13 protein-coding genes and 7 pseudogenes are annotated in these 17,690 nt (G+C 48.0%); 11 read left to right on the top strand and 9 right to left on the bottom strand.

Features of this window, described 5'->3' with window-relative positions:
* Nucleotides 1–18 precede the first annotated feature (18 nt).
* Nucleotides 19–2,590 (top strand): annotated as a pseudogene (glnD, locus tag KHX94_RS15440) (bifunctional uridylyltransferase/uridylyl-removing protein GlnD).
* Nucleotides 2,591–2,605: 15 nt separating this feature from the next.
* Nucleotides 2,606–3,429, top strand: a pseudogene (gene dapD / locus KHX94_RS15435) (2,3,4,5-tetrahydropyridine-2,6-dicarboxylate N-succinyltransferase).
* Nucleotides 3,430–3,520: 91 nt separating this feature from the next.
* Here dapD and purU read toward each other — a convergent pair.
* The 3 genes and pseudogenes from purU to KHX94_RS15420 form a co-directional block, all read right to left on the bottom strand.
* Nucleotides 3,521–4,357, bottom strand: coding sequence for a formyltetrahydrofolate deformylase (gene purU / locus KHX94_RS15430; protein WP_213681306.1), 837 nt, complete (start codon nt 4,355–4,357; stop codon nt 3,521–3,523).
* Nucleotides 4,358–4,455: 98 nt separating this feature from the next.
* Nucleotides 4,456–5,953, bottom strand: a pseudogene (locus tag KHX94_RS15425) (PTS transporter subunit EIIC).
* Complete coding sequence (locus KHX94_RS15420) at nt 5,908–6,351, bottom strand: flavodoxin (protein WP_244859190.1); 444 nt, start codon at nt 6,349–6,351, stop codon at nt 5,908–5,910. Before KHX94_RS15420 ends, KHX94_RS15425 begins: the two are co-directional and overlap by 46 nt.
* Nucleotides 6,352–6,478: 127 nt before the next feature.
* On the opposite strand from KHX94_RS15420, the gene KHX94_RS15415 reads away from it, so the two are divergent.
* Complete coding sequence (locus KHX94_RS15415) at nt 6,479–6,646, top strand: hypothetical protein (protein WP_213681305.1); 168 nt, start codon at nt 6,479–6,481, stop codon at nt 6,644–6,646.
* A gap of 10 nt (nt 6,647–6,656) precedes the next feature.
* On the opposite strand, the gene truC is transcribed toward KHX94_RS15415, so the two are convergent.
* Both truC and KHX94_RS15405 read right to left on the bottom strand, forming a co-directional pair.
* Nucleotides 6,657–7,466, bottom strand: a complete 810-nt coding sequence (gene truC / locus KHX94_RS15410) for a tRNA pseudouridine(65) synthase TruC (RefSeq protein ID WP_244859189.1) — start codon at nt 7,464–7,466, stop codon at nt 6,657–6,659.
* Nucleotides 7,444–7,761 (bottom strand): YqcC family protein, encoded by a 318-nt coding sequence (locus KHX94_RS15405; RefSeq protein ID WP_213683472.1) that lies wholly within the window; start codon nt 7,759–7,761, stop codon nt 7,444–7,446. The genes truC and KHX94_RS15405 overlap by 23 nt, the downstream gene beginning before the upstream one ends.
* A 100-nt stretch (nt 7,762–7,861) precedes the next feature.
* Between KHX94_RS15405 and KHX94_RS15400 the strand changes: the two are divergent.
* From KHX94_RS15400 to KHX94_RS15390, 3 genes and pseudogenes are all read left to right on the top strand, one after another.
* Nucleotides 7,862–8,874 (top strand): annotated as a pseudogene (locus tag KHX94_RS15400) (DUF3549 family protein).
* The gene (locus KHX94_RS15395) at nt 8,871–9,248 is read left to right on the top strand and encodes a DUF3301 domain-containing protein (RefSeq protein WP_213681303.1); all 378 of its coding nucleotides are present in this window, start codon (nt 8,871–8,873) and stop codon (nt 9,246–9,248) included. The pseudogene KHX94_RS15400 and the gene KHX94_RS15395 overlap by 4 nt, the downstream one beginning before the upstream one ends.
* Nucleotides 9,249–10,024: 776 nt before the next feature.
* Nucleotides 10,025–10,254 (top strand): annotated as a pseudogene (locus KHX94_RS15390) (DUF2789 domain-containing protein).
* Here the strand turns inward: KHX94_RS15390 and KHX94_RS15385 are convergent.
* A complete protein-coding gene (locus KHX94_RS15385) occupies nt 10,251–10,619 on the bottom strand; it encodes a DUF3192 domain-containing protein (RefSeq protein ID WP_213681302.1) in 369 nt (122 codons plus the stop codon). The pseudogene KHX94_RS15390 and the gene KHX94_RS15385 sit on opposite strands and share 4 nt — an antisense overlap.
* A gap of 152 nt (nt 10,620–10,771) precedes the next feature.
* On the opposite strand from KHX94_RS15385, the gene KHX94_RS15380 reads away from it, so the two are divergent.
* Complete coding sequence (locus KHX94_RS15380; protein ID WP_213681301.1) at nt 10,772–11,110, top strand: hypothetical protein; 339 nt, start codon at nt 10,772–10,774, stop codon at nt 11,108–11,110.
* Nucleotides 11,110–11,882: pseudogene (locus tag KHX94_RS15375) on the top strand (Zn-ribbon-containing protein). The gene KHX94_RS15380 and the pseudogene KHX94_RS15375 overlap by 1 nt, the downstream one beginning before the upstream one ends.
* Nucleotides 11,883–11,885: 3 nt before the next feature.
* Here the strand turns inward: KHX94_RS15375 and syd are convergent.
* The gene (gene syd, locus KHX94_RS15370; protein WP_213681300.1) at nt 11,886–12,533 is read right to left on the bottom strand and encodes a SecY-interacting protein; all 648 of its coding nucleotides are present in this window, start codon (nt 12,531–12,533) and stop codon (nt 11,886–11,888) included.
* A 59-nt stretch (nt 12,534–12,592) separates the two neighbouring features.
* Between syd and queF the strand changes: the two are divergent.
* A pseudogene (queF, locus tag KHX94_RS15365) lies at nt 12,593–13,449 on the top strand (NADPH-dependent 7-cyano-7-deazaguanine reductase QueF).
* Here the strand turns inward: queF and KHX94_RS15360 are convergent.
* A complete protein-coding gene (locus KHX94_RS15360) occupies nt 13,439–13,936 on the bottom strand; it encodes a 4'-phosphopantetheinyl transferase family protein (RefSeq protein WP_280529580.1) in 498 nt (165 codons plus the stop codon). The pseudogene queF and the gene KHX94_RS15360 sit on opposite strands and share 11 nt — an antisense overlap.
* Before the next feature lie 571 nt (nt 13,937–14,507).
* Here KHX94_RS15360 and KHX94_RS15355 point away from each other — a divergent pair.
* Nucleotides 14,508–15,482, top strand: coding sequence for a DUF4382 domain-containing protein (locus KHX94_RS15355; RefSeq protein ID WP_213681298.1), 975 nt, complete (start codon nt 14,508–14,510; stop codon nt 15,480–15,482).
* A 217-nt stretch (nt 15,483–15,699) separates the two neighbouring features.
* Nucleotides 15,700–16,191, top strand: a complete 492-nt coding sequence (locus KHX94_RS15350; protein ID WP_213681297.1) for a glutathione peroxidase — start codon at nt 15,700–15,702, stop codon at nt 16,189–16,191.
* Between the two features lie 966 nt (nt 16,192–17,157).
* On the opposite strand, the gene ubiT is transcribed toward KHX94_RS15350, so the two are convergent.
* Nucleotides 17,158–17,676, bottom strand: coding sequence for a ubiquinone anaerobic biosynthesis accessory factor UbiT (ubiT, locus tag KHX94_RS15345; protein ID WP_213681296.1), 519 nt, complete (start codon nt 17,674–17,676; stop codon nt 17,158–17,160).
* Nucleotides 17,677–17,690 lie beyond the last annotated feature (14 nt).

Below are 17,690 nucleotides of genomic sequence, written 5' to 3'. Positions count from 1 at the left end.
CATCAACTAAGGACAATAATGGCCACTGCGCAAGCCGCCAAAGCCGCTCTTGGCGAAAACCTGCAGCACCTGCAACTCAGATTTGCCAATCGCGATAAGATTACCGAACTGGTGGCTGAGCGCAGCCGCTTTGTTGACCAACTGCTGGTACAGCACTGGCAACAGCTCGGGCTGAGTCATGCAGGAATTGCCCTGATCGCGGTGGGTGGCTACGGCCGCGCTGAGTTGCTGCCCCACTCTGATATTGATTTGCTGTTTCTGATGCCCGAGCATGCGGGCGCAGAAGCCGAAGCCAGACTCAGCGAGTTTATCGCGTTTCTGTGGGATACCGGGCTGGAGATAGGCCATAGCGTACGCACGCTGGCGCAAACACTGGAACAGGGCCGCGCCGACATCACGATTGCCACCAATCTGTTAGAAGCGCGCTTGCTAGCTGGGCCTGAAGCCGCCTTTGACTTGCTTTACGATAAGATCCGCGAGCAAGAATTCTGGCCTTCCAGTGAATTTTTCCGTGCCAAACGCGATGAGCAGCGGCTACGCCACGCCAAAGCCAACGCCTTTGATCTGGAACCCAACATCAAAACCTGTCCGGGTGGCCTACGTGACATTCAGACCATTGCCTGGGTTGCCATTCGGCACTTTAATGCGGCCAACCTGCGCGAGCTAGTCGATCATGAGTTCCTCGAACCCACGGAACTTGACGAATTACTGGAATCTCAGAATTTCCTGTGGGAACTCCGTTTTGCCTTGCATATCGCCACTGGCCGCGATGAAAACCCTGCTGTTTGATGTGCAGCGACAAGTCGCCGAGCTGATGGGCTATGAAGATGCCACGCAGCTCGCCGTTGAACAGATGATGAAGCGCTATTACCGCACGGTACGCCGGGTAATGGAGCTGAACGAAATGTTACTGCAACTGTTTAAACGTGCCACCTTGGGCGATGGTCGGGCACTGGAAATTCAACCCATTGACCAGCATTATCAACGCCGAGGCCCCTTTATCGAGGCGTTGCAGGCATCGCCGTTTCAGCATCCTGAAGAGTTGCTCAAACTGTTTCTTTACGTGGCACGCAACTCCAATATTCTCGGGATTTATGCGCCAACATTAAGAGCGCTGCGTAATGCCCGGCGCGACCTAGTGCAACCCTTAATGGAACACGAACTGTGCCGCGAAGCCTTTATGGAGATCCTGCGGCATCCCCGTGGCATAAAAGCACTGTCGCTAATGCACAAACATGGCATTTTGTCTGCTTATCTGCCAGCTTGGCGCAACATTGAAGGTCAAATGCAGTTTGACCTGTTTCATGCCTATACCGTGGATGAACATACCCATAGGTTACTGCTTAATATTGAGCACTTCTCGCAGCAGGAACAGCGTGATGAATTTCCGTTAGGTTCAATCTTAATCAACCAGTTGCCTAAAAAAGGTTTGTTGGTTCTGGCCGCGATTTTCCATGATATTGCCAAAGGCCGTGGTGGCGACCACAGTAAACTTGGCGCTACCGATGCGCTGGAATTCTGCAAACTACATGGTCTTAACAGTCATGATGGGCGGCTGGTCAGTTGGTTGGTAGAAAACCATCTGGTGATGTCTATTACGGCTCAGCGCCGCGATATCTCTGATCCAGAAGTGGTAGCCGCATTTGCGGATAAAGTCCGCGATGCCTCGCACCTTAGCTACCTTTATTGCCTGACGGTAGCTGATATCTGTGCCACCAATGAACACACCTGGAACAGTTGGAAAGGTTCATTGCTCAGGGATCTATATTTCTCGGCACAGCGGGTTCTGGCTCGGGGTAAAGAGAAACCGGTAGATATCCGCGCCAGGGTGAGAGAACACCAAGCCAAAGCTAAAAAAGAACTGTTGCGGCGGGGACTTAAAGAAAAATCCATCGAAAGTCTGTGGCAACGCTTTAAGGCCGATTATTTCCTGCGCTATCAGCCGAACCAAATAGCTTGGCATGCCGAAGCTATCCTCAAACATCGGCAGGATGAACCGCTGGTGCTGGTCTCCAAACATATGACCCGCGGTGGCACTGAGCTGTTTATCTATTGTAAAGACCGACCGCGCCTGTTCGCGACCGTTATGGCAGTGCTCGACAACAAAAATATCAACGTCCATGACGCGGGCATTATGACCACCAAAGACAACTTTGCCCTCGACAGCTTTGTGATCCTGGAACAAGATGGCACGGCGGTACAAGCCCTATCAAGGATCCAAAGTATCCGTAAAGCGTTGGAAAAAGCCTTGTCCGGCGATACCACCAAAATGCCCAAATTCCGTAAAATGGCACGCATTATGAGACCGTTTAGTGTGCCAACACAGGTCACTTTTCTGCCCAGCCAGAAGCACAGCACCAGCATGATGGAGCTGATTGCACTCGATGCGCCTGGACTGCTCGCCAAAATTGGTGACATTCTGTACCGTTGCGGCATCACGCTGCAATCCGCCAAAATTACCACCATAGGTGAACGCGCAGAAGATTTCTTTATCCTACAAACCACGGAAGGTCAGGCGCTGGACGAAGTCCGCCAACAACAGCTCAGGGAAGTGCTAATTAGTACCCTTTCCAATCAACAGACACAGTAAAGACGGGAGTAAGTTATGGAGGCTTTACGCCAACGTATTGAAGCGGCATTTGAAACCCGCGCACAGATAAGCCCAGCAACGGTAGATGCCGCCCTACGCGCGGATGTGGAACACGTCATCGATATGCTGGATCGCGGTGAAGTTCGTGTTGCCGAAAAAATCGATGGCGCTTGGCAGGTACATCAGTGGCTTAAAAAAGCCGTGTTACTGTCCTTCCGGATTTTCGATAACGGCATCATTGACGGCACTGAAACCCAATATTTTGATAAAGTGCCGATGAAGTTTGCCAGTTATGACGAGGCGCGTTTCCGCGCGGAAGGCATTCGCGTGGTACCACCAGCCGCCGCCCGTAAAGGCTCGTTTATTGCCAAAAATACCGTATTGATGCCCTCCTACGTGAATCTTGGGGCTTATGTCGATGAAGGCACTATGGTCGATACTTGGGCCACTGTGGGTTCATGTGCCCAGATTGGTAAAAATGTGCATCTCTCTGGCGGCGTAGGTATCGGTGGAGTGTTGGAACCGCTGCAAGCAGGCCCAACCATCATCGAAGATAACTGCTTTATCGGCGCGCGTTCTGAAATTGTAGAAGGAGTCGTCGTTGAAGAAGGTTCAGTGATTTCAATGGGCGTCTTTATTGGACAGAGTACCAAAATCTACGACCGTGAAACCGGAGAAATTCATTATGGCCGAGTACCTGCTGGCTCGGTCGTGGTTTCTGGCAGCTTGCCATCAAAGTGTGGCAACTATAGTTTGTATGCCGCCATTATCGTGAAAAAGTCGATGCCAAGACCCGTGGCAAAGTCGGCATCAACGAGCTGTTGCGTATTGTTGACTGAACAATAACCGCATAAAAAACTAAACCCGCTACCTGTGATATACCGTCACTTTGCAGCGGGTTTATTTTTCCGATAACACAACAACTCGGTATTATTTAAACACCAGCGTCTTGTTACCGTTGACCACCACCTGATTATTGACCACCAAAGCTAACGCCCGACTCAGCACGCTTTTTTCTACGTCACGCCCGGCCTTAGCCATATCCTCAGCACTGTAGCTGTGATCTACCGGGATCACGTCCTGTTTAATGATTGGCCCTTCATCGAGACTGTCATTCACAAAGTGCGCCGTAGCTCCGATAATTTTCACGCCACGTTCCCACGCCTGTCGATAGGGATTGGCACCGATGAACGCCGGCAGAAAGGAGTGATGAATATTGATGATCCGGCTCGGATAATGACTGACAAATCCAGGAGTCAGCACGCGCATGAATTTAGCCAAGACTACATAATCCGGCTGATAGGGTGTGAGCTGTTGTAGTAAAGCTTGCTCGTGTTCTTCGCGCGTCAAACCTTCATGCGATACGAAATGAAAAGGTACATCAAACTTGTCTGCTAATGGCGCCAACGTTTGATAATTACCAATCACCGCAGCGATATCGACCTCTAAGGCGCCGTAATAAGCCTTCATCAGTAAATCGCCAAGACAATGGGCTTCTTTGGTTACCAACACAACCACCCGCTTACGCCCAGCATCGATCAGCCGCATCTGATTTTTAGGTGGTAAAACTTGCTCAAGATCCGCAAGTAACTGCGCCTCGTGAAACTCACCTTCCAGTTCGGTTCGCATAAAAAAGCGTTGTTGCTGATTATCAACAAACTCGCTGTTTTTGATGATATTTAACTGATGTTTGAAACAGACACCAGTGATTTTAGCAATGAGGCCGTGCTCGTCGGCACAGTCCGTCATCAGGATTTTACGCTGCATTTCCTTCCCCAAAGAATATCTGGACTGAGGAATATGCCATACCAAGTCGAAAAATGCCGCACAAATCCTAATAAAAATTGATTATTATTATAAAAAATCTAACCAGTACGCTGATCCAAGTAACGTTGCATTATCTGGCGCATCGCTTCTGCCTTAGTGCCAAATACCACCTGAACGCCCAAGCCCATCACAATGACACCTTTAGCACCCAATGCTAACAGGCGAGATTTGTCCACCAGCAACGGGTCGATAACATTGAGCCGCAAGCGTGTCATGCAAGCGCCTAAATAGTGGATATTGGCAGCACCGCCCAAGGCGCTGATAAGCAGTTGCGGTGTGACATCGGTTGCTGACAGTTGCCGCGCTGACAAATTAGCGTGTGTTAACGGCTCTAGCCGCCCTGGCGTCTTCAGATTAAAAATCATGATGGCGGTACTGAAGATGGCGTAATAGAGCACTGCGGTTAATGGTCCCAGAATTAACAACCAACCCGCATTAGAGGAGTTGTGCCACATCAACACCAGATCCAAGGCCCCCTGAGAAAAACTGATACCATAATGAACCCCTAGCATCACACAGATCAGATAGGCCAGGCCACACAACAACGCGTGTAGCAGATAAAGCAAAGGAGCAACAAACAAGAAGGCAAATTCAATCGGCTCGGTGACACCGGTGAGCCAACTGGTCGCAGCGGCAGACAACATAATCCCCGCAACGCGGTTACGTTCACTTTTATCCGCGCAACGCCACATGGCAAAGGCTGCCGCTGGCAACCCCCACATTTTGATCAGATAGCCACCGGCGAGATTGCCAGCCTGAGGATCGCCTGCCAGATAACGGGCAATCTCACCCCGGATAATCTCACCGTTTGCGGGATACTGTCCGAACTCCAAAAAAACGGCGCATTCCAGATGTGATGGAGCCCGAGAGGCAACAATAGCCGTTCAACCGTGCCATACAGTGCAAACGCCCATTGCGGTTTTTGGTAAACCGCCCAATCGGAAAACTGTTGGATGTAATGTGCCAACGGGGGCCAGATATACGCAAACAACCATGCGAGTAGCAATGCTAACGGCAACATCAGCAGCGGGCCACTGCGCCGCCCTTCAAAAAATGATAAGACCGCGGGTAGCCTGACAAACTGACTCAAGTACATCGCCAAGCAGGTAGCGGCACCGAGCACCATGCCGCCGGCAATACCGGTATCGAGCGTATTTATTCCAAGGATCATGATGCCCGGCAGGTGTTTATCTGCAACCAACACCCCCAAGCCCGCCGTAAATACGCCGTAGCCAAATACCGCGCTGATAGCGGCCGCACCTTGCTCGCGGCAAAAGCCGACCGCAATCGCCACGGCAAACAGTAAGGGCATGATGGCAAAAATAAACTGTCCGACATTAGACAGCAGCTCAAAAAGCAATGCCGGCATGGCAAAAGTAAGGAGCCTGCCAGCCCGATCATCAACCCCGCGGCGGGCAAAATGGCAATAGGCGCTAATAACGCCTGACTAAGATTTTGGGCGAACTTAAACCAGTGTCTGTTGAGCCAGCTTATTGATCGACGGAAGTAGCCAGCGGTAGCCAAGTTTTGAGCCATTTTAGTGCCTCAGTTTCAGGTTCCATGGTTTCACAGGCATCAATTTCTAACCGTTCCCCAACACGCTTTGCGCCCAGTTCACTGAGCAGCGCATCCATCTGTTTACCGCCACCACAAAAGGTATCGTAGCTGGAGTCGCCAAGAACGATAACAGCGTAATGCAGTTGCGGTAAATAAGGCGCACTATCTTTCATCATCGCAAACCACGGCAAAATATTCTCGGGCAAATCACCATCGCCAGTGGTTGAAGTGACCACGAGTAACAGCTCATCTTCGGGTGGGATAAAAGCAGCTAGCTGTTCTGGTTGCCACAATTGCACTTGCCAGCCAGCTTCAGCTAACGCCGCATCCAAAGTTTCAGCAACATATTGCGCACTACCATAAACAGATCCGAACACTATATTGATTTTTTCATGCTATACTTCGCGACCGGGAAATCACCTTCCCAACATACTTTATCGACTGCCCCGCCTGCAAGTAGACCAAAGCAGCCGAACACTTTTAGTCCATAAAGGAACGCAGTAAATGCGCCAGAGTAGCCGCCAGAAATTGTTGAAACAGCACCAACGTATCACCCACACCCGCAAAATCTGTTACTTCAGAGCCGTACGCCAGCAGGATGAACATCATCATCACTTTACACTTGATGCCTACATGCCACTGCTGGACATGATGCAACAACGCAATAAGTAACTGCTTAGCACTATGTTCCGGCAAGCGTCCACGGTTTGCCGGAACATAGTTCATCATCGCCCCAGCCCAAGGCGGTAAATATTTGCTGCCATTCTGCTTCTGGTTCTGTCACAACAGATAGCTCAGCGCCAGTCACTGGATGTGTCAGTGACAGTTTTTGCGCCAGTAACCACATCCGATTTACGCCGAAATGTTCACGAAAAAAACGGTTCTGCTTACCATCACCATGGGCAGTATCGCCGATGATCGGATGTCTTAGATGATCCATATGGCGCCGTAACTGGTGTTTACGCCCGGTTAATGGCTGCAACCGCAATAAAGCAAACCGAGATGTCTGATAACGTCCTGATGGTACTGGAATTTCAGCATTGAGCAACGGTTCATAACGGGTAATAGCCGATTGGGCTTGCCGTGGCTGAGAGGCCATTTTGTCGGCCACATCATCCAGTTCTTCTTTTAATGGATAATCCAGCAGGCCAGCTTCCAACATATTGCCACGCACCAAAGCCAAATAGTATTTACGCACCTGGCGTGACTCAAACTGGACACACAATTGATGCGCAACAGCACTGCTTTTGGCAAACAACAACACGCCAGAGGTAGGCCGATCCAACCGATGCACCGGATAGACATGACACCCCACTAAATCACGGGTCATCTGCATGGCAAAATATTTTTCATGACGGGCAAGGTAGGTTTTATGCACCAATAAACCAGCCGGTTTATGGATAGCCACCAGATGCTCATCTTCAAACAACACTTGAATTTGTGGTGCAGTTTCTTCAACTAATGGCACATCATTTACCACTGAGCAGCTCATCCAACATCTCCAACACATTAATTAAGTCACGCATAACTGGCCGCTGTGCCCACACATAGTGCGCCATAGGGGCTATGGCAATTTCCGTAGGCAAAGGTAGTTGTTGTTCAACTAATACCTGCATCTTGGGCAGAAAAATAAACTGGAGCCAATGCTCAAATGGCAAGGTGTCACAGGCAAAAGGAGCTGTGCTGGCAAGCGCTACCGCCGATGGATGGGTGTCGCTCCACAGTTGCAAACGCTTAAGCTCATGTTCAATGGTTCGCAGATATTCTGCCGTCTGCCGGTAAGACATAATTTCCGCCGTTCCCTGAATAATTAAGGCCATATCATACCATCCGCAACCGCTTATCCCTATAATGCCCGGCAGTCTTAGCTGGCATCATGGATCTCTTATGCACACAATTTCTACGTTTGGCGAACTGTTAAACGCCGCCAACAGTCAATACCTGATCTACGATATGGGCCGGAGGGTTCAACCACTTGATGTTATGGCTTTTCGGCAAATTGAAGCCCTGGCCGCCCCCTACCCTTACCCGATACAGGGACATGCTTGCTTCGCACTGGTATTCTGGGAACAGCCTTCAGCACCTTTTATCTGGTTTCTGAAACTACCGTTAGATGAACAAGGCTTGCTGAATCCGGCGGGACGTAGCCAATTCATTGAAATGTTGCTTGCGGCGATGGGGAAAAACCTTCAGCAAGCGCTGACCGAAGCACAACAACAGCAACTGGCCAGCCACCCTTTCAGTTATCGGCCCGCCCAAGAGAAACTGGCATTGTTTAACGCCTTAGTGCGCCGTCAACTCGGGCAAGCCGCATCTAGCCAATATGAATATGCCTGCCAGTATCTGTCTGGAAAGGTAAACCGCGACCAATGGCAAGCCGTAGGACTTCAGGGATTGGCCGACATTTGTGCCAGAGCAGATCTACTGGATCATCCGGCGATGTTGTTAAATGCCATAGCTTCCACGGCAAAAGAAGTGCAAATCGCTTTATGTCAGTTATTGGAACACATCACCATTTCACCGCAACTGGCACAACACATTACCCAAGCGCTGCCACAGCAGGAAGACGCTGTCCAAGCCTATTTTTAAGAGCCTTAGCCTCCCAGCCACAATACTGCATCCGCGCAATAACCAGCATAGCCTCACAGCAAAAACTGAGTCAGGAGTGCTTGTTGGCAATTGCCGCACGCTGCTGGTTAGTGCTGAAACAAGCGCCATGCCGCAAAATTTTCCTAGAATCCCTGGCGCTGCAAACTCAGGACTTCTTTAACGGGATCTTTGCTGATATTGTGGCGATCCCGGCGATTCGTCCGCTGCTGTTAAGCGAGTTACGTAATCCAGATCGCAGTGTGCAACTCAGTGCCGCTATCGGCGGACTCTTCAGGAACACGCAGAAATGATGACTGATTTTCTTTTGATGGCAGGAGTGGTGGTAATTGCGGCATTTTTCTGGCAACTGCGCCAAATGGCTGAAATTTGTCGCCAATTTGCTGAACGTGAAGTACAGCGCCAACGCGTGCAGTTATTGTCTGTGGCTATGGCGTCGGCTCGTCCGAGTCTCGGCGGTGCGGGCTTAGGCTGGAAAGCCAGTTTTCAATTTGAATTCAGCACCGATGGAATTAATCAGTTTAAAGGGCATATCCACATGCTTGGGAAACGCATTCAAAAAATTGAGTGGCCGATATTTCCCGAACCAGACTGGAGCCAAGCACCAACTAATCGCGGTAAGGTCGGAGGCGGTTGCGGCGGCTGTAGTTCCGGCGGCTGCCACTAAGTAGCAACAGTTATCGCCCACACAAAAAGAATGGGCGCGACTCACCGAGTCGCGCCCTTCTATCACTTTGCTAAGCCTTCCCGCTATGCAATTGCTTCCCTGCTCCATCCTTGCGAATGAGATGCGTCCATTGCTCCCTTACCGTCCTGGTGAATCCCTGTACCCTAGTACCAGTCCCTTTCAGCCGATAGTTCCTTTTATCGGTCGTTGCTCTGTCCGTAAGCGTGTCCCATTTCATCCATGAGCATCCTGCGGCAACATCCTGTACTTTGTCCTGATAATGGCTTCGTCATGAAACCATTTTAACGTCCTTATTTACCTGACTTCATGTCAGCATACATTCCCTGTATCATCCTTGAACACTGCATCCTTTCAGTTGACCGTCATCCTGACAATCTCCTTTAAGTACCGTTCCTTGGACGCTTCAAATATTACCCTAAAGGGGTACAAAAATAGCGGCCAAACGGATTAACAACATCTGCCACATAACTGCAACACTCGAAAATAACAAGCTAATAGATTGATTTTTATTAACTTACATAAAAACAGGACGACATGTCAGCCGCAATTTTTCTGATATGTCTTACACACTTGTAAGACATATCTCACAAGCTGTCAGGCTATTATGGAAAGCCATATATAAGACACACCATATCGCTGATATGCCTTCGACTGGATATCAGTATAAAGAGTACCGCTAATTACTTTGGTGGTGGCGGGTGAACGGGCTAACAGTTGATATACTTTATTTATTGATTATCGAATGGAGCAAAATAATGGATACCAGTCTGAATACCATGGCGGCACTGTTCCAACAATTAGGGCTTGAAAGCAGCGATACCGCAATAAAAGATTTTTTAAACGCCATTATCTGCCCCAAAGCGTCCGGCTGGAGGATGCCCCATTCTGGACACCAGCACAAAGCGCCTTTTTAAGAGAGTCTTTGGATGCCGATGCCCAATGGGCGGAAGTGATCGATCACTTGGATACATCACTACGACGCTAAGCTTTAAAGCTGTTCGTACGCTTTGTCCCCCAGCCGAGCAGCTGCTGTTGCTTGAAAATGAGCGGCGTACACTCATCTTTTGTGGTCTTGCCATCACTGTGTACATGTCGAGTGCGGTAGTACAATACCTGTACTGCATCGCCATGGGCCATAAAGGCTTCGCTAAACTCTGCCGGACCCATAATCTCTTGTACTTTTTGTTGAGACATCCCGAGTGTTAATTGTGAAATCAACTGCTGATTCTTATGTTGCAGTGCTTTCCATGAACTATCATCATGCCAGTCTTCATCGCCGCCCACATTGACCACACAAGCACTTAAGCCTAAGCTGGCAAGCCCCAGCAGGGGTAATAATGCTTTATTCATTTATTCTCCTTGGTATCAGTTAATATTTCATCCACGAACCTCATAACAGGCAAATTACAGACCAATATTTTTATTGTTTATTTTCAATATGTTATATTTAATATCATTCTTGCTATGACTTTTTAGACTAATGAGTGAGGTTTTCAACCACTATGTCACATGAACTAACCCCAGTGATTGCCGCTGCAATTACCATCAGCCAAAATGGTCAAACACCTACATTAGCGCTGGTAAAAGCGAAGGTCGGCAGCAAGATGCCACTGCCAATATTGGTTGCGGGGTTGCAACGATTTAAAACCATGTCAGAGAGTGAAATCGCTAGTTTTTCAGCAATACCCAACATGACGCCGATTAATGCACCATCGTCACCATCGGCTATCGAACAACAAGTTGAAAACATGCAAAAACAGCTCATTAGCTTGCAAGAATACTGTCAACAATTGGGACAGCGACTGCAGCGACTAGAAAACGCACCGAGGGAGCAGAACTGATGTTTGTCTGTGAGTTGCGCTTTGATTGCTTTGCAGATACCACCATTTCACTGGCGGAACAGGCGATTAATCATCTGCTTGAAGCCTGGCGGGCTAACGGTCAAGTGCTGGGTAGAGAGTTCGCGGTGGCATTACATGAAGGTTCTTTTCGCGTACGATTGCTGTTACCAGAAGAACACAGTTTAGCGCATCGCCATAACAGCCCTTGGGCCAAACAGGCGCTTGCTCAGTTATCGAAGGCCAAACTACTAGCACCTCGGGAAAAAATCCTCGGTCAGGATATTAATTCAGAGATCAGTTGCAGCGAGCCACCATCCTGGCAATTGCTATACACCAGTTATGTCCATATGTGCTCGCCACTACGGAGCGGCGACTCCTTATTACCAATCCCTTTATATCAGTTACCCGCTACCTTCAATGGCGACCATAAACAACTCATCCGCTGGCAAACCGAATGGCAGGCTTGCGATGAACTGCAAATGGCGTCAGCCACCGCCGCTGAATTTGCCGCTTTACATGAGTTAAGTGATATCGACAGTGACCTATTCCGCCGGGGCTGGGATCTGCGTGGACGCATTGAATATCTTACAAAAATACCGACCTACTATTATTTATATCGGGTTGGAGGGAAAGTCGCGAACAGGAGTTACTGCGCCCCTGCCCTCGCTGCGGCAATCATCACTGGTACCAGCCCGAACCATTGCTGGAATTGTTTCACTTTCGTTGTGACAACTGCCGGATAGTCTCTAATCTTTCATGGGACTTTCAGTAAGTCTTAACGCTTACCCAACAAGTTATGCCACATACGTTTAAGGCTGTTAAAAATACCAGGATGCGCAGCATCCGATTGCGAAGCACCAAGTTCCTGATAACGTTCGGCTGGCGCCACACGCGGACTCAGTAGCGTTAAAAATACCGCCAGACTATCCGCGAGCCGCTCACTGGCCACTTCGCCAGGGCGTTCGCGCCATACAGAGCCATCCTGGTTATCTACCGTCAACATGTCATCTTGCTGATGCAATATTCCTACAAACCATGTGGGGGCCTGTTTGAGTTTCTGTTTCATCATCAGATGACCAATAATGTTCTCCTGCAGATACTCAAAGTCTTTTTCATTCCACACCTGCAGTAGTTCACCACTGCCAAACGGCGAGTCAAACTGAATTGGGCCGGCAAAAAAATGCCCATAAAAATGTTCAATATCTGGATGCAGAGGCAAGGATAACGCCTCACTGACATTGGCAAAGGATGCGGCTGGTTGCCGACTCACGGCCTGCCATTGCACAGGATCTTCTTGTTCCCCAGCTAAAATACAACGGGAGGCCTCACCTTCGGCGTAGTAACGAGGGAATTCCCCCAACACTGACTGATAACATTGCTGGTACCGCGCAAATAATTGTTCAAGAGCCTCTGTACAAGACACTTAAGACCTCGTGTAATTAAGGTATAATGTTTTAATATTTTGGCATGAAATCACCATTGATGACACAGAATCAACCCCTTATGACAACGCTGAGGCGCTGGCTAATCTGACTCTCGGCAAAGCGACCCGATATCAAGAACATTACTCACCAGCGTTGCTGCAACCTGTACCCCGCAAATTAAACCGGGATGCGCTGTCGCTATCAGAGCCTATGCCTTTTCACGGCGTAGATATCTGGAGCGCATATGAACTGTCTTGGTTAAATAGTAAAGGCAAACCTATGGTGGCCATAGCTGAAGTGCGCTTGGATGCCAACAGTCGCAATCTGGTGGAATCAAAATCGTTCAAGTTATATCTCAACAGCTTCAATCAGACCCAAATTGAATCGATTGAAAAACTCCAACAACTGTTAGAAGAAGATCTGTCCCGCTGCGCCGAGGGATCCGTCGAAGTGCATATCATAGAACCAAAACAGTTTGCTTCTTTGCGGATTAAAGAACTGCCAGGGACGTGTATTGATGATCAAGATATTGAAGTTGTTGAATATTCTTTTAATGCTGATTGGCTACGAAATAGCACTGACAGTAAACAGATGGTAGCGGAAACGCTTAATTCCAATCTGTTAAAATCCAACTGTTTGATCACCTCACAACCCGATTGGGGCAGTGTGATGATCCGTTATCAAGGGCCCAAAATAGACCGGGAAAAACTGCTGCGTTACTTGATCTCCTTTCGGCAGCACAATGAGTTCCATGAGCAGTGTGTAGAACGCATATTTACTGATCTTAAGCGCTACTGTAACTGCAGTAAACTAACGGTATATGCCCGTTATACTCGTCGTGGCGGCTTGGATATCAACCCGTTTCGCAGCGATTTTGAGCATGCTCCGGAAAGTAATCGTCTTGCTAGACAATAGCCTCTGGCACACTGGGAGCAAACTGCCACTGTTCAGGACCGAGTTGCTCCACCACAAAAATTTGCAACTCAGGCCCACTCCCGCTCGCCACAGGATGGGGCTCCCCAACCGTTAGCCCCACATGCCCGCTGCCCCAAGGGATATAAAAATGGCGCCACAAATAGTTATCATCCACCCCACGGCTATCGACCACTTCCCACTGAGGAACTGGTCGTTCGGCGGCGATGACCGGACTGAAATTGAAGGCGCTAAGAGCTTGGGTCAAACCGCGCCCAGTAGCTTTCACATATGACTCTTTCAATACCCATAAACGGTAAAAGGCAGCCGTAGCAGCTGTGCTTGCTAACGCTTGCAGCTGTGTCCATTCACTCTCAGCAAAACAGTGCCTAGCAATCTCCAGTGTATTACGTTTGGCCTTCGGCACTTCAACATCAACCCCGATTTGGGTCGAAGGCGCAGCCCTTCGGCAACCGCCAGCACTAGCCAATGCTGACTATGGCTTAAATTGAACTGTAATTTATAACGAAGCTGCTGCGCCATAATAAGTGCAGGCTTACCATAAGCGCCAACTTCAAACTGCCAATCTTGTGGTGTACCAGTGGTGTGATGAGAAAGGCACGCCCGTAAGAGTTGTTGCCTGAATGCTTTGCTAGCCGTTCCCGATGTCGTTACTCGCGCAGGGCAGCCAATTGCCACACGATAACAGTACAGGCTGATAACCATATAAAACACGCTTGAGACGATTACAGAGTAGCAAAGTGTAACACACTACCCTCGCGCAATAGGTCAGTGCATCACCATTGCCACAGCGGCAATTTACTATACTGAAAACGCATCCGCTAATGATTGTAAAACAGCCGAAGTCGCTTAGCTGCATCTAGTGTTCAGTGTTCAGTGTTCAGTGTTCAGTGTTCAGTGTTCAGTGTTCAGTGTTCAGTGTTCAGTGTTCAGTGTTCAGTGTTCAGTGGAGGTTAAGTATGTTCGACTTACGGTGTAAACCGTTTTAAATGTTTGTAAATACCTTTTTACAACACAGATGGTTTAAATGGAGAAACTCGATGACACACAGCAAACTTACAGTTCTAACGCCAGTCATTACCTCATTGATGCTGGCCGCTTGTGGTGGCAGTGATAGTCCCGCGTCCGTCAACACCGCGAAGGTGTCTTTTGCCGTATCCGATGCCCCAGTAGACAATGCCCAACAGGTAGTCATTGCCTTTGATAAAATTGAGCTGGTCAAAAATGGTCAGGATAATATCGTGCTTGATGTCACAGGCCCAAATGGCGCCAGCTATCGGCAGTTGGATCTGATGCAATATCAGGGGACTGACAGCAGTACGATCATCACAGATCAGAGCATTCCCACCGGTACTTATGACAACCTCATCTTACATATTCTTGATGAATCCACGGGCTCAGATCTGAGCTATGTCGTCGGTGAAAATGGTCAAATTCCGCTTAAACAACCCAGTCAAAAACTACAGCTAGGCAGCTTTACCGTCAGTCAAGATAGCGTGCAAAGCTTCACTATCGAGTTTGACCTCCGCCAATCCTTGGTTGAAAACCGTAATGGCGGACGTTACAACCTAAAACCCCACGGGGTGAAAATTCTCAATAATGCCGCCGTTGCAGCATTATCGGGCAATGTTGACGTGAACTTGTTCAATGCCGGCAGTTGCAACAACGACACCGGAAATTTTGTCTACCTCTACCCAGGGCACAATCTGGATCTGACCAAACTTGCAGACAACTATGATCCCGCAACCAATACCACCGTATTACCTGAGGGAATCATTGCCCCCTATGCCTCCACCGATGTCATGTGGATCTCGGGAAACTACGGTAGTTATAGCTTCGGTTATTTACCTACCGGAGATTATACGGTGGCATTTACGTGCAGCAGCGAAAATGATGATCCGGATCAGTTTGACGGCATCAGCATCCCAGATCCCACAACACAATTTCATGAAATCTCAATCACCGCAGGCCAAAACCTGCAACAGGATTTCAATGCCATCGTTCCCCAGCAATAGCCCTAGCATCTGGTAGTGACCGCAGGCGTGACAATTGTCGCGCCTGTTACTAATGTTGGCGAAAATACGACTAGCAAACATTCATCGCCCCCTTCTGAAGGGCAGTATTCCGCTATGGCTGATAGTTCTGCCACCCATTTAAATTGCTTACAATATAATTGTTCGCAATGTTATTATCTGGCTATACTTTGCTAAGACCAATAACTAGGCAACATCCATGTATAACAGCATTTATGACTTTGAAGTTACCGATATAACAGGCAATACCGTTAACCTTTCCCGCTATAAAGGCAAGGTATTGTTAATCGTCAATACCGCGAGCAAATGCGGATTTACACCTCAATATGCCGGACTGGAACAGCTATATCAAACATACGCCGCGCAGGGGCTGGTCATTCTGGGATTTCCCTGTAACCAGTTTGGCTCACAAGAACCGGGTAGCAATGAACAGATAAACCAGTTTTGCCAGTTAAACTATGGGGTTAGCTTTCCTATGTTTGCCAAAGTTGCTGTCAATGGGCCAGACACCCACCCGTTATATCAGTGGTTAAAACAGCAAGCACCCGGTTTTCTTGGGTCACAGGCAATAAAATGGAACTTCAGCAAATTTTTGATTACACGAGATGGCAAAGTTGCTGGTCGCTTTGCTCCCACCACCAAACCAGCAGCGATAGAGACACAACTCTCTGAATTATTAGCCTTAAAATAAAATTGATTTATTTTTAAATAATTTCTGGAACCTTTTCAGATTCAACGGTTCCAACTATGTGAGCAGAGATTATTTGTTCATCATTCTCCCTAGCGGGGCTTCTAGCGCAGCCCCAATTGATCCAGATGGATCAGAAGGCAATCCGATGTGATTGCCTTTTTTTATATTTTTTACTGCTTATGGAACTGACCATTAGCCCGACGGTCTTAATTACAGAACCGATAATTCCGGTGTTCCCTTTTAACCGGATGTCCCACTATCGGATTCTACTCCTTGTAAATTCCTTCTTTTTCGGCAACCGGATGGTTGCCGTTTTTTTCACTATCAACAATAACGAGAAAATTTTTATTTATACGGGAACTTTATTGCTAGCAACTTATCTTACTAAGTAAGACATGGTCTTGTGTTTCATCATCTCCCTTTTGGCAAGCATTGTTCTAGCGCACAGTGATTGTCTGTTCCAATGTGATTGAAGTTGCGGCAACCAAATGGTTGCCGTTTTTTTGGAACAGCGAAAACAAAACAAGAAATTTTTATATTAAAATCAATTAGTTAAATATTAATCGCTAAATATTCATTTTTTTATGCAAAAACACCCGATGGCGATGAACTATTTAAGATCCTGAGAGTCTTACTTTATGAAACGAATTTTCGTGTTCATCATTGTCTCCCTTGTAAGGTGTATGGTTCTAGCGCACTTTACACCTTTAGTTAAATTTTGTTGGCAACCCTTTGGGTTGCCATTTTTTTATGTGTCATTTACGAAGGATTAAAAGGCCGAAGTGCAGACTCGCGGAGCCTCTCAGCTATTTTTATAAATTAAAGTGCAGATATGGGAACTAATTTGGTAGGAAGGAATCATAACAACCGATAGGTTTTGATTTTCATCATATCCTCCCTTTTGAATAGCGCGATTTTCAGAATGTGTGTCTGAAATGTTAAGCGACCCGTTTGGGTCGCTCTTTTTTAGCTCAACTGTACATCAGCCCCAGAAGTTGTCTGAAGCCACAGCAGTGATTTTGCTAGCTTGTCCAGCAATGTGCGCACAGCCACGGGCAAACGTTGTAAATCAATAGCCAACAGTAGATTTTTCACTTCAAGGCCCAGTTCAGTATCACCTTCAATACACAAACGGCGCTGAAAAAACAACGTGTCAGGATCTTCCTTACCGGCTACAACCAGTAGCAAGTCACTGCTATTGGCACTAAAGGTCACTTTAGGGGATGTCACTGGTCGCACCGTAAAATGCTCATTAAAACTGACTTCAAATGACAGTTGCAGATCAGGGACTTCCACCGCAACCCAGTTTTCCACCAGAAAATCCAGTTCGCCATCGTTAATCTGCTCGGCCAACAGATGTTGCAATAGTTGTTGCAACACCTTGGCTTTCACGACAAAAGGAACAATACCCAGTGGCTTTGACGCTATTTTAGGTGCCATATTCAACAAGTCTTTGGCCATTTGAGACAATAGCTCACCACGCATTCTCTTTTCTCCAT

The sequence above is a fragment of the Shewanella dokdonensis genome, assembly GCF_018394335.1.
In the GTDB taxonomy this organism is placed as follows: domain Bacteria; phylum Pseudomonadota; class Gammaproteobacteria; order Enterobacterales; family Shewanellaceae; genus Shewanella; species Shewanella dokdonensis.
The sequence above is the reverse complement of the archived record's forward strand: the minus strand, read 5'-3'. Positions and strand labels throughout refer to the sequence as shown.

What these genes read in the sequence shown, in the direction of transcription:
- KHX94_RS15355 (WP_213681298.1), top strand. Translation starts at nt 14,508, where the DNA reads ATGACACACAGCAAACTTACAGTTCTAACGCCAGTCATTACCTCATTG.
- purU (WP_213681306.1), bottom strand. Translation starts at nt 4,357, where the DNA reads ATGCAGCGTAAAATCCTGATGACGGACTGTGCCGACGAGCACGGCCTC.
- KHX94_RS15395 (WP_213681303.1), top strand. Translation starts at nt 8,871, where the DNA reads ATGATGACTGATTTTCTTTTGATGGCAGGAGTGGTGGTAATTGCGGCA.
- KHX94_RS15385 (WP_213681302.1), bottom strand. Translation starts at nt 10,619, where the DNA reads ATGAATAAAGCATTATTACCCCTGCTGGGGCTTGCCAGCTTAGGCTTA.
- KHX94_RS15405 (WP_213683472.1), bottom strand. Translation starts at nt 7,761, where the DNA reads ATGTCTTACCGGCAGACGGCAGAATATCTGCGAACCATTGAACATGAG.
- ubiT (WP_213681296.1), bottom strand. Translation starts at nt 17,676, where the DNA reads ATGCGTGGTGAGCTATTGTCTCAAATGGCCAAAGACTTGTTGAATATG.
- KHX94_RS15415 (WP_213681305.1), top strand. Translation starts at nt 6,479, where the DNA reads ATGCGCCAGAGTAGCCGCCAGAAATTGTTGAAACAGCACCAACGTATC.
- KHX94_RS15380 (WP_213681301.1), top strand. Translation starts at nt 10,772, where the DNA reads ATGTCACATGAACTAACCCCAGTGATTGCCGCTGCAATTACCATCAGC.
- KHX94_RS15350 (WP_213681297.1), top strand. Translation starts at nt 15,700, where the DNA reads ATGTATAACAGCATTTATGACTTTGAAGTTACCGATATAACAGGCAAT.
- truC (WP_244859189.1), bottom strand. Translation starts at nt 7,466, where the DNA reads ATGAGCTGCTCAGTGGTAAATGATGTGCCATTAGTTGAAGAAACTGCA.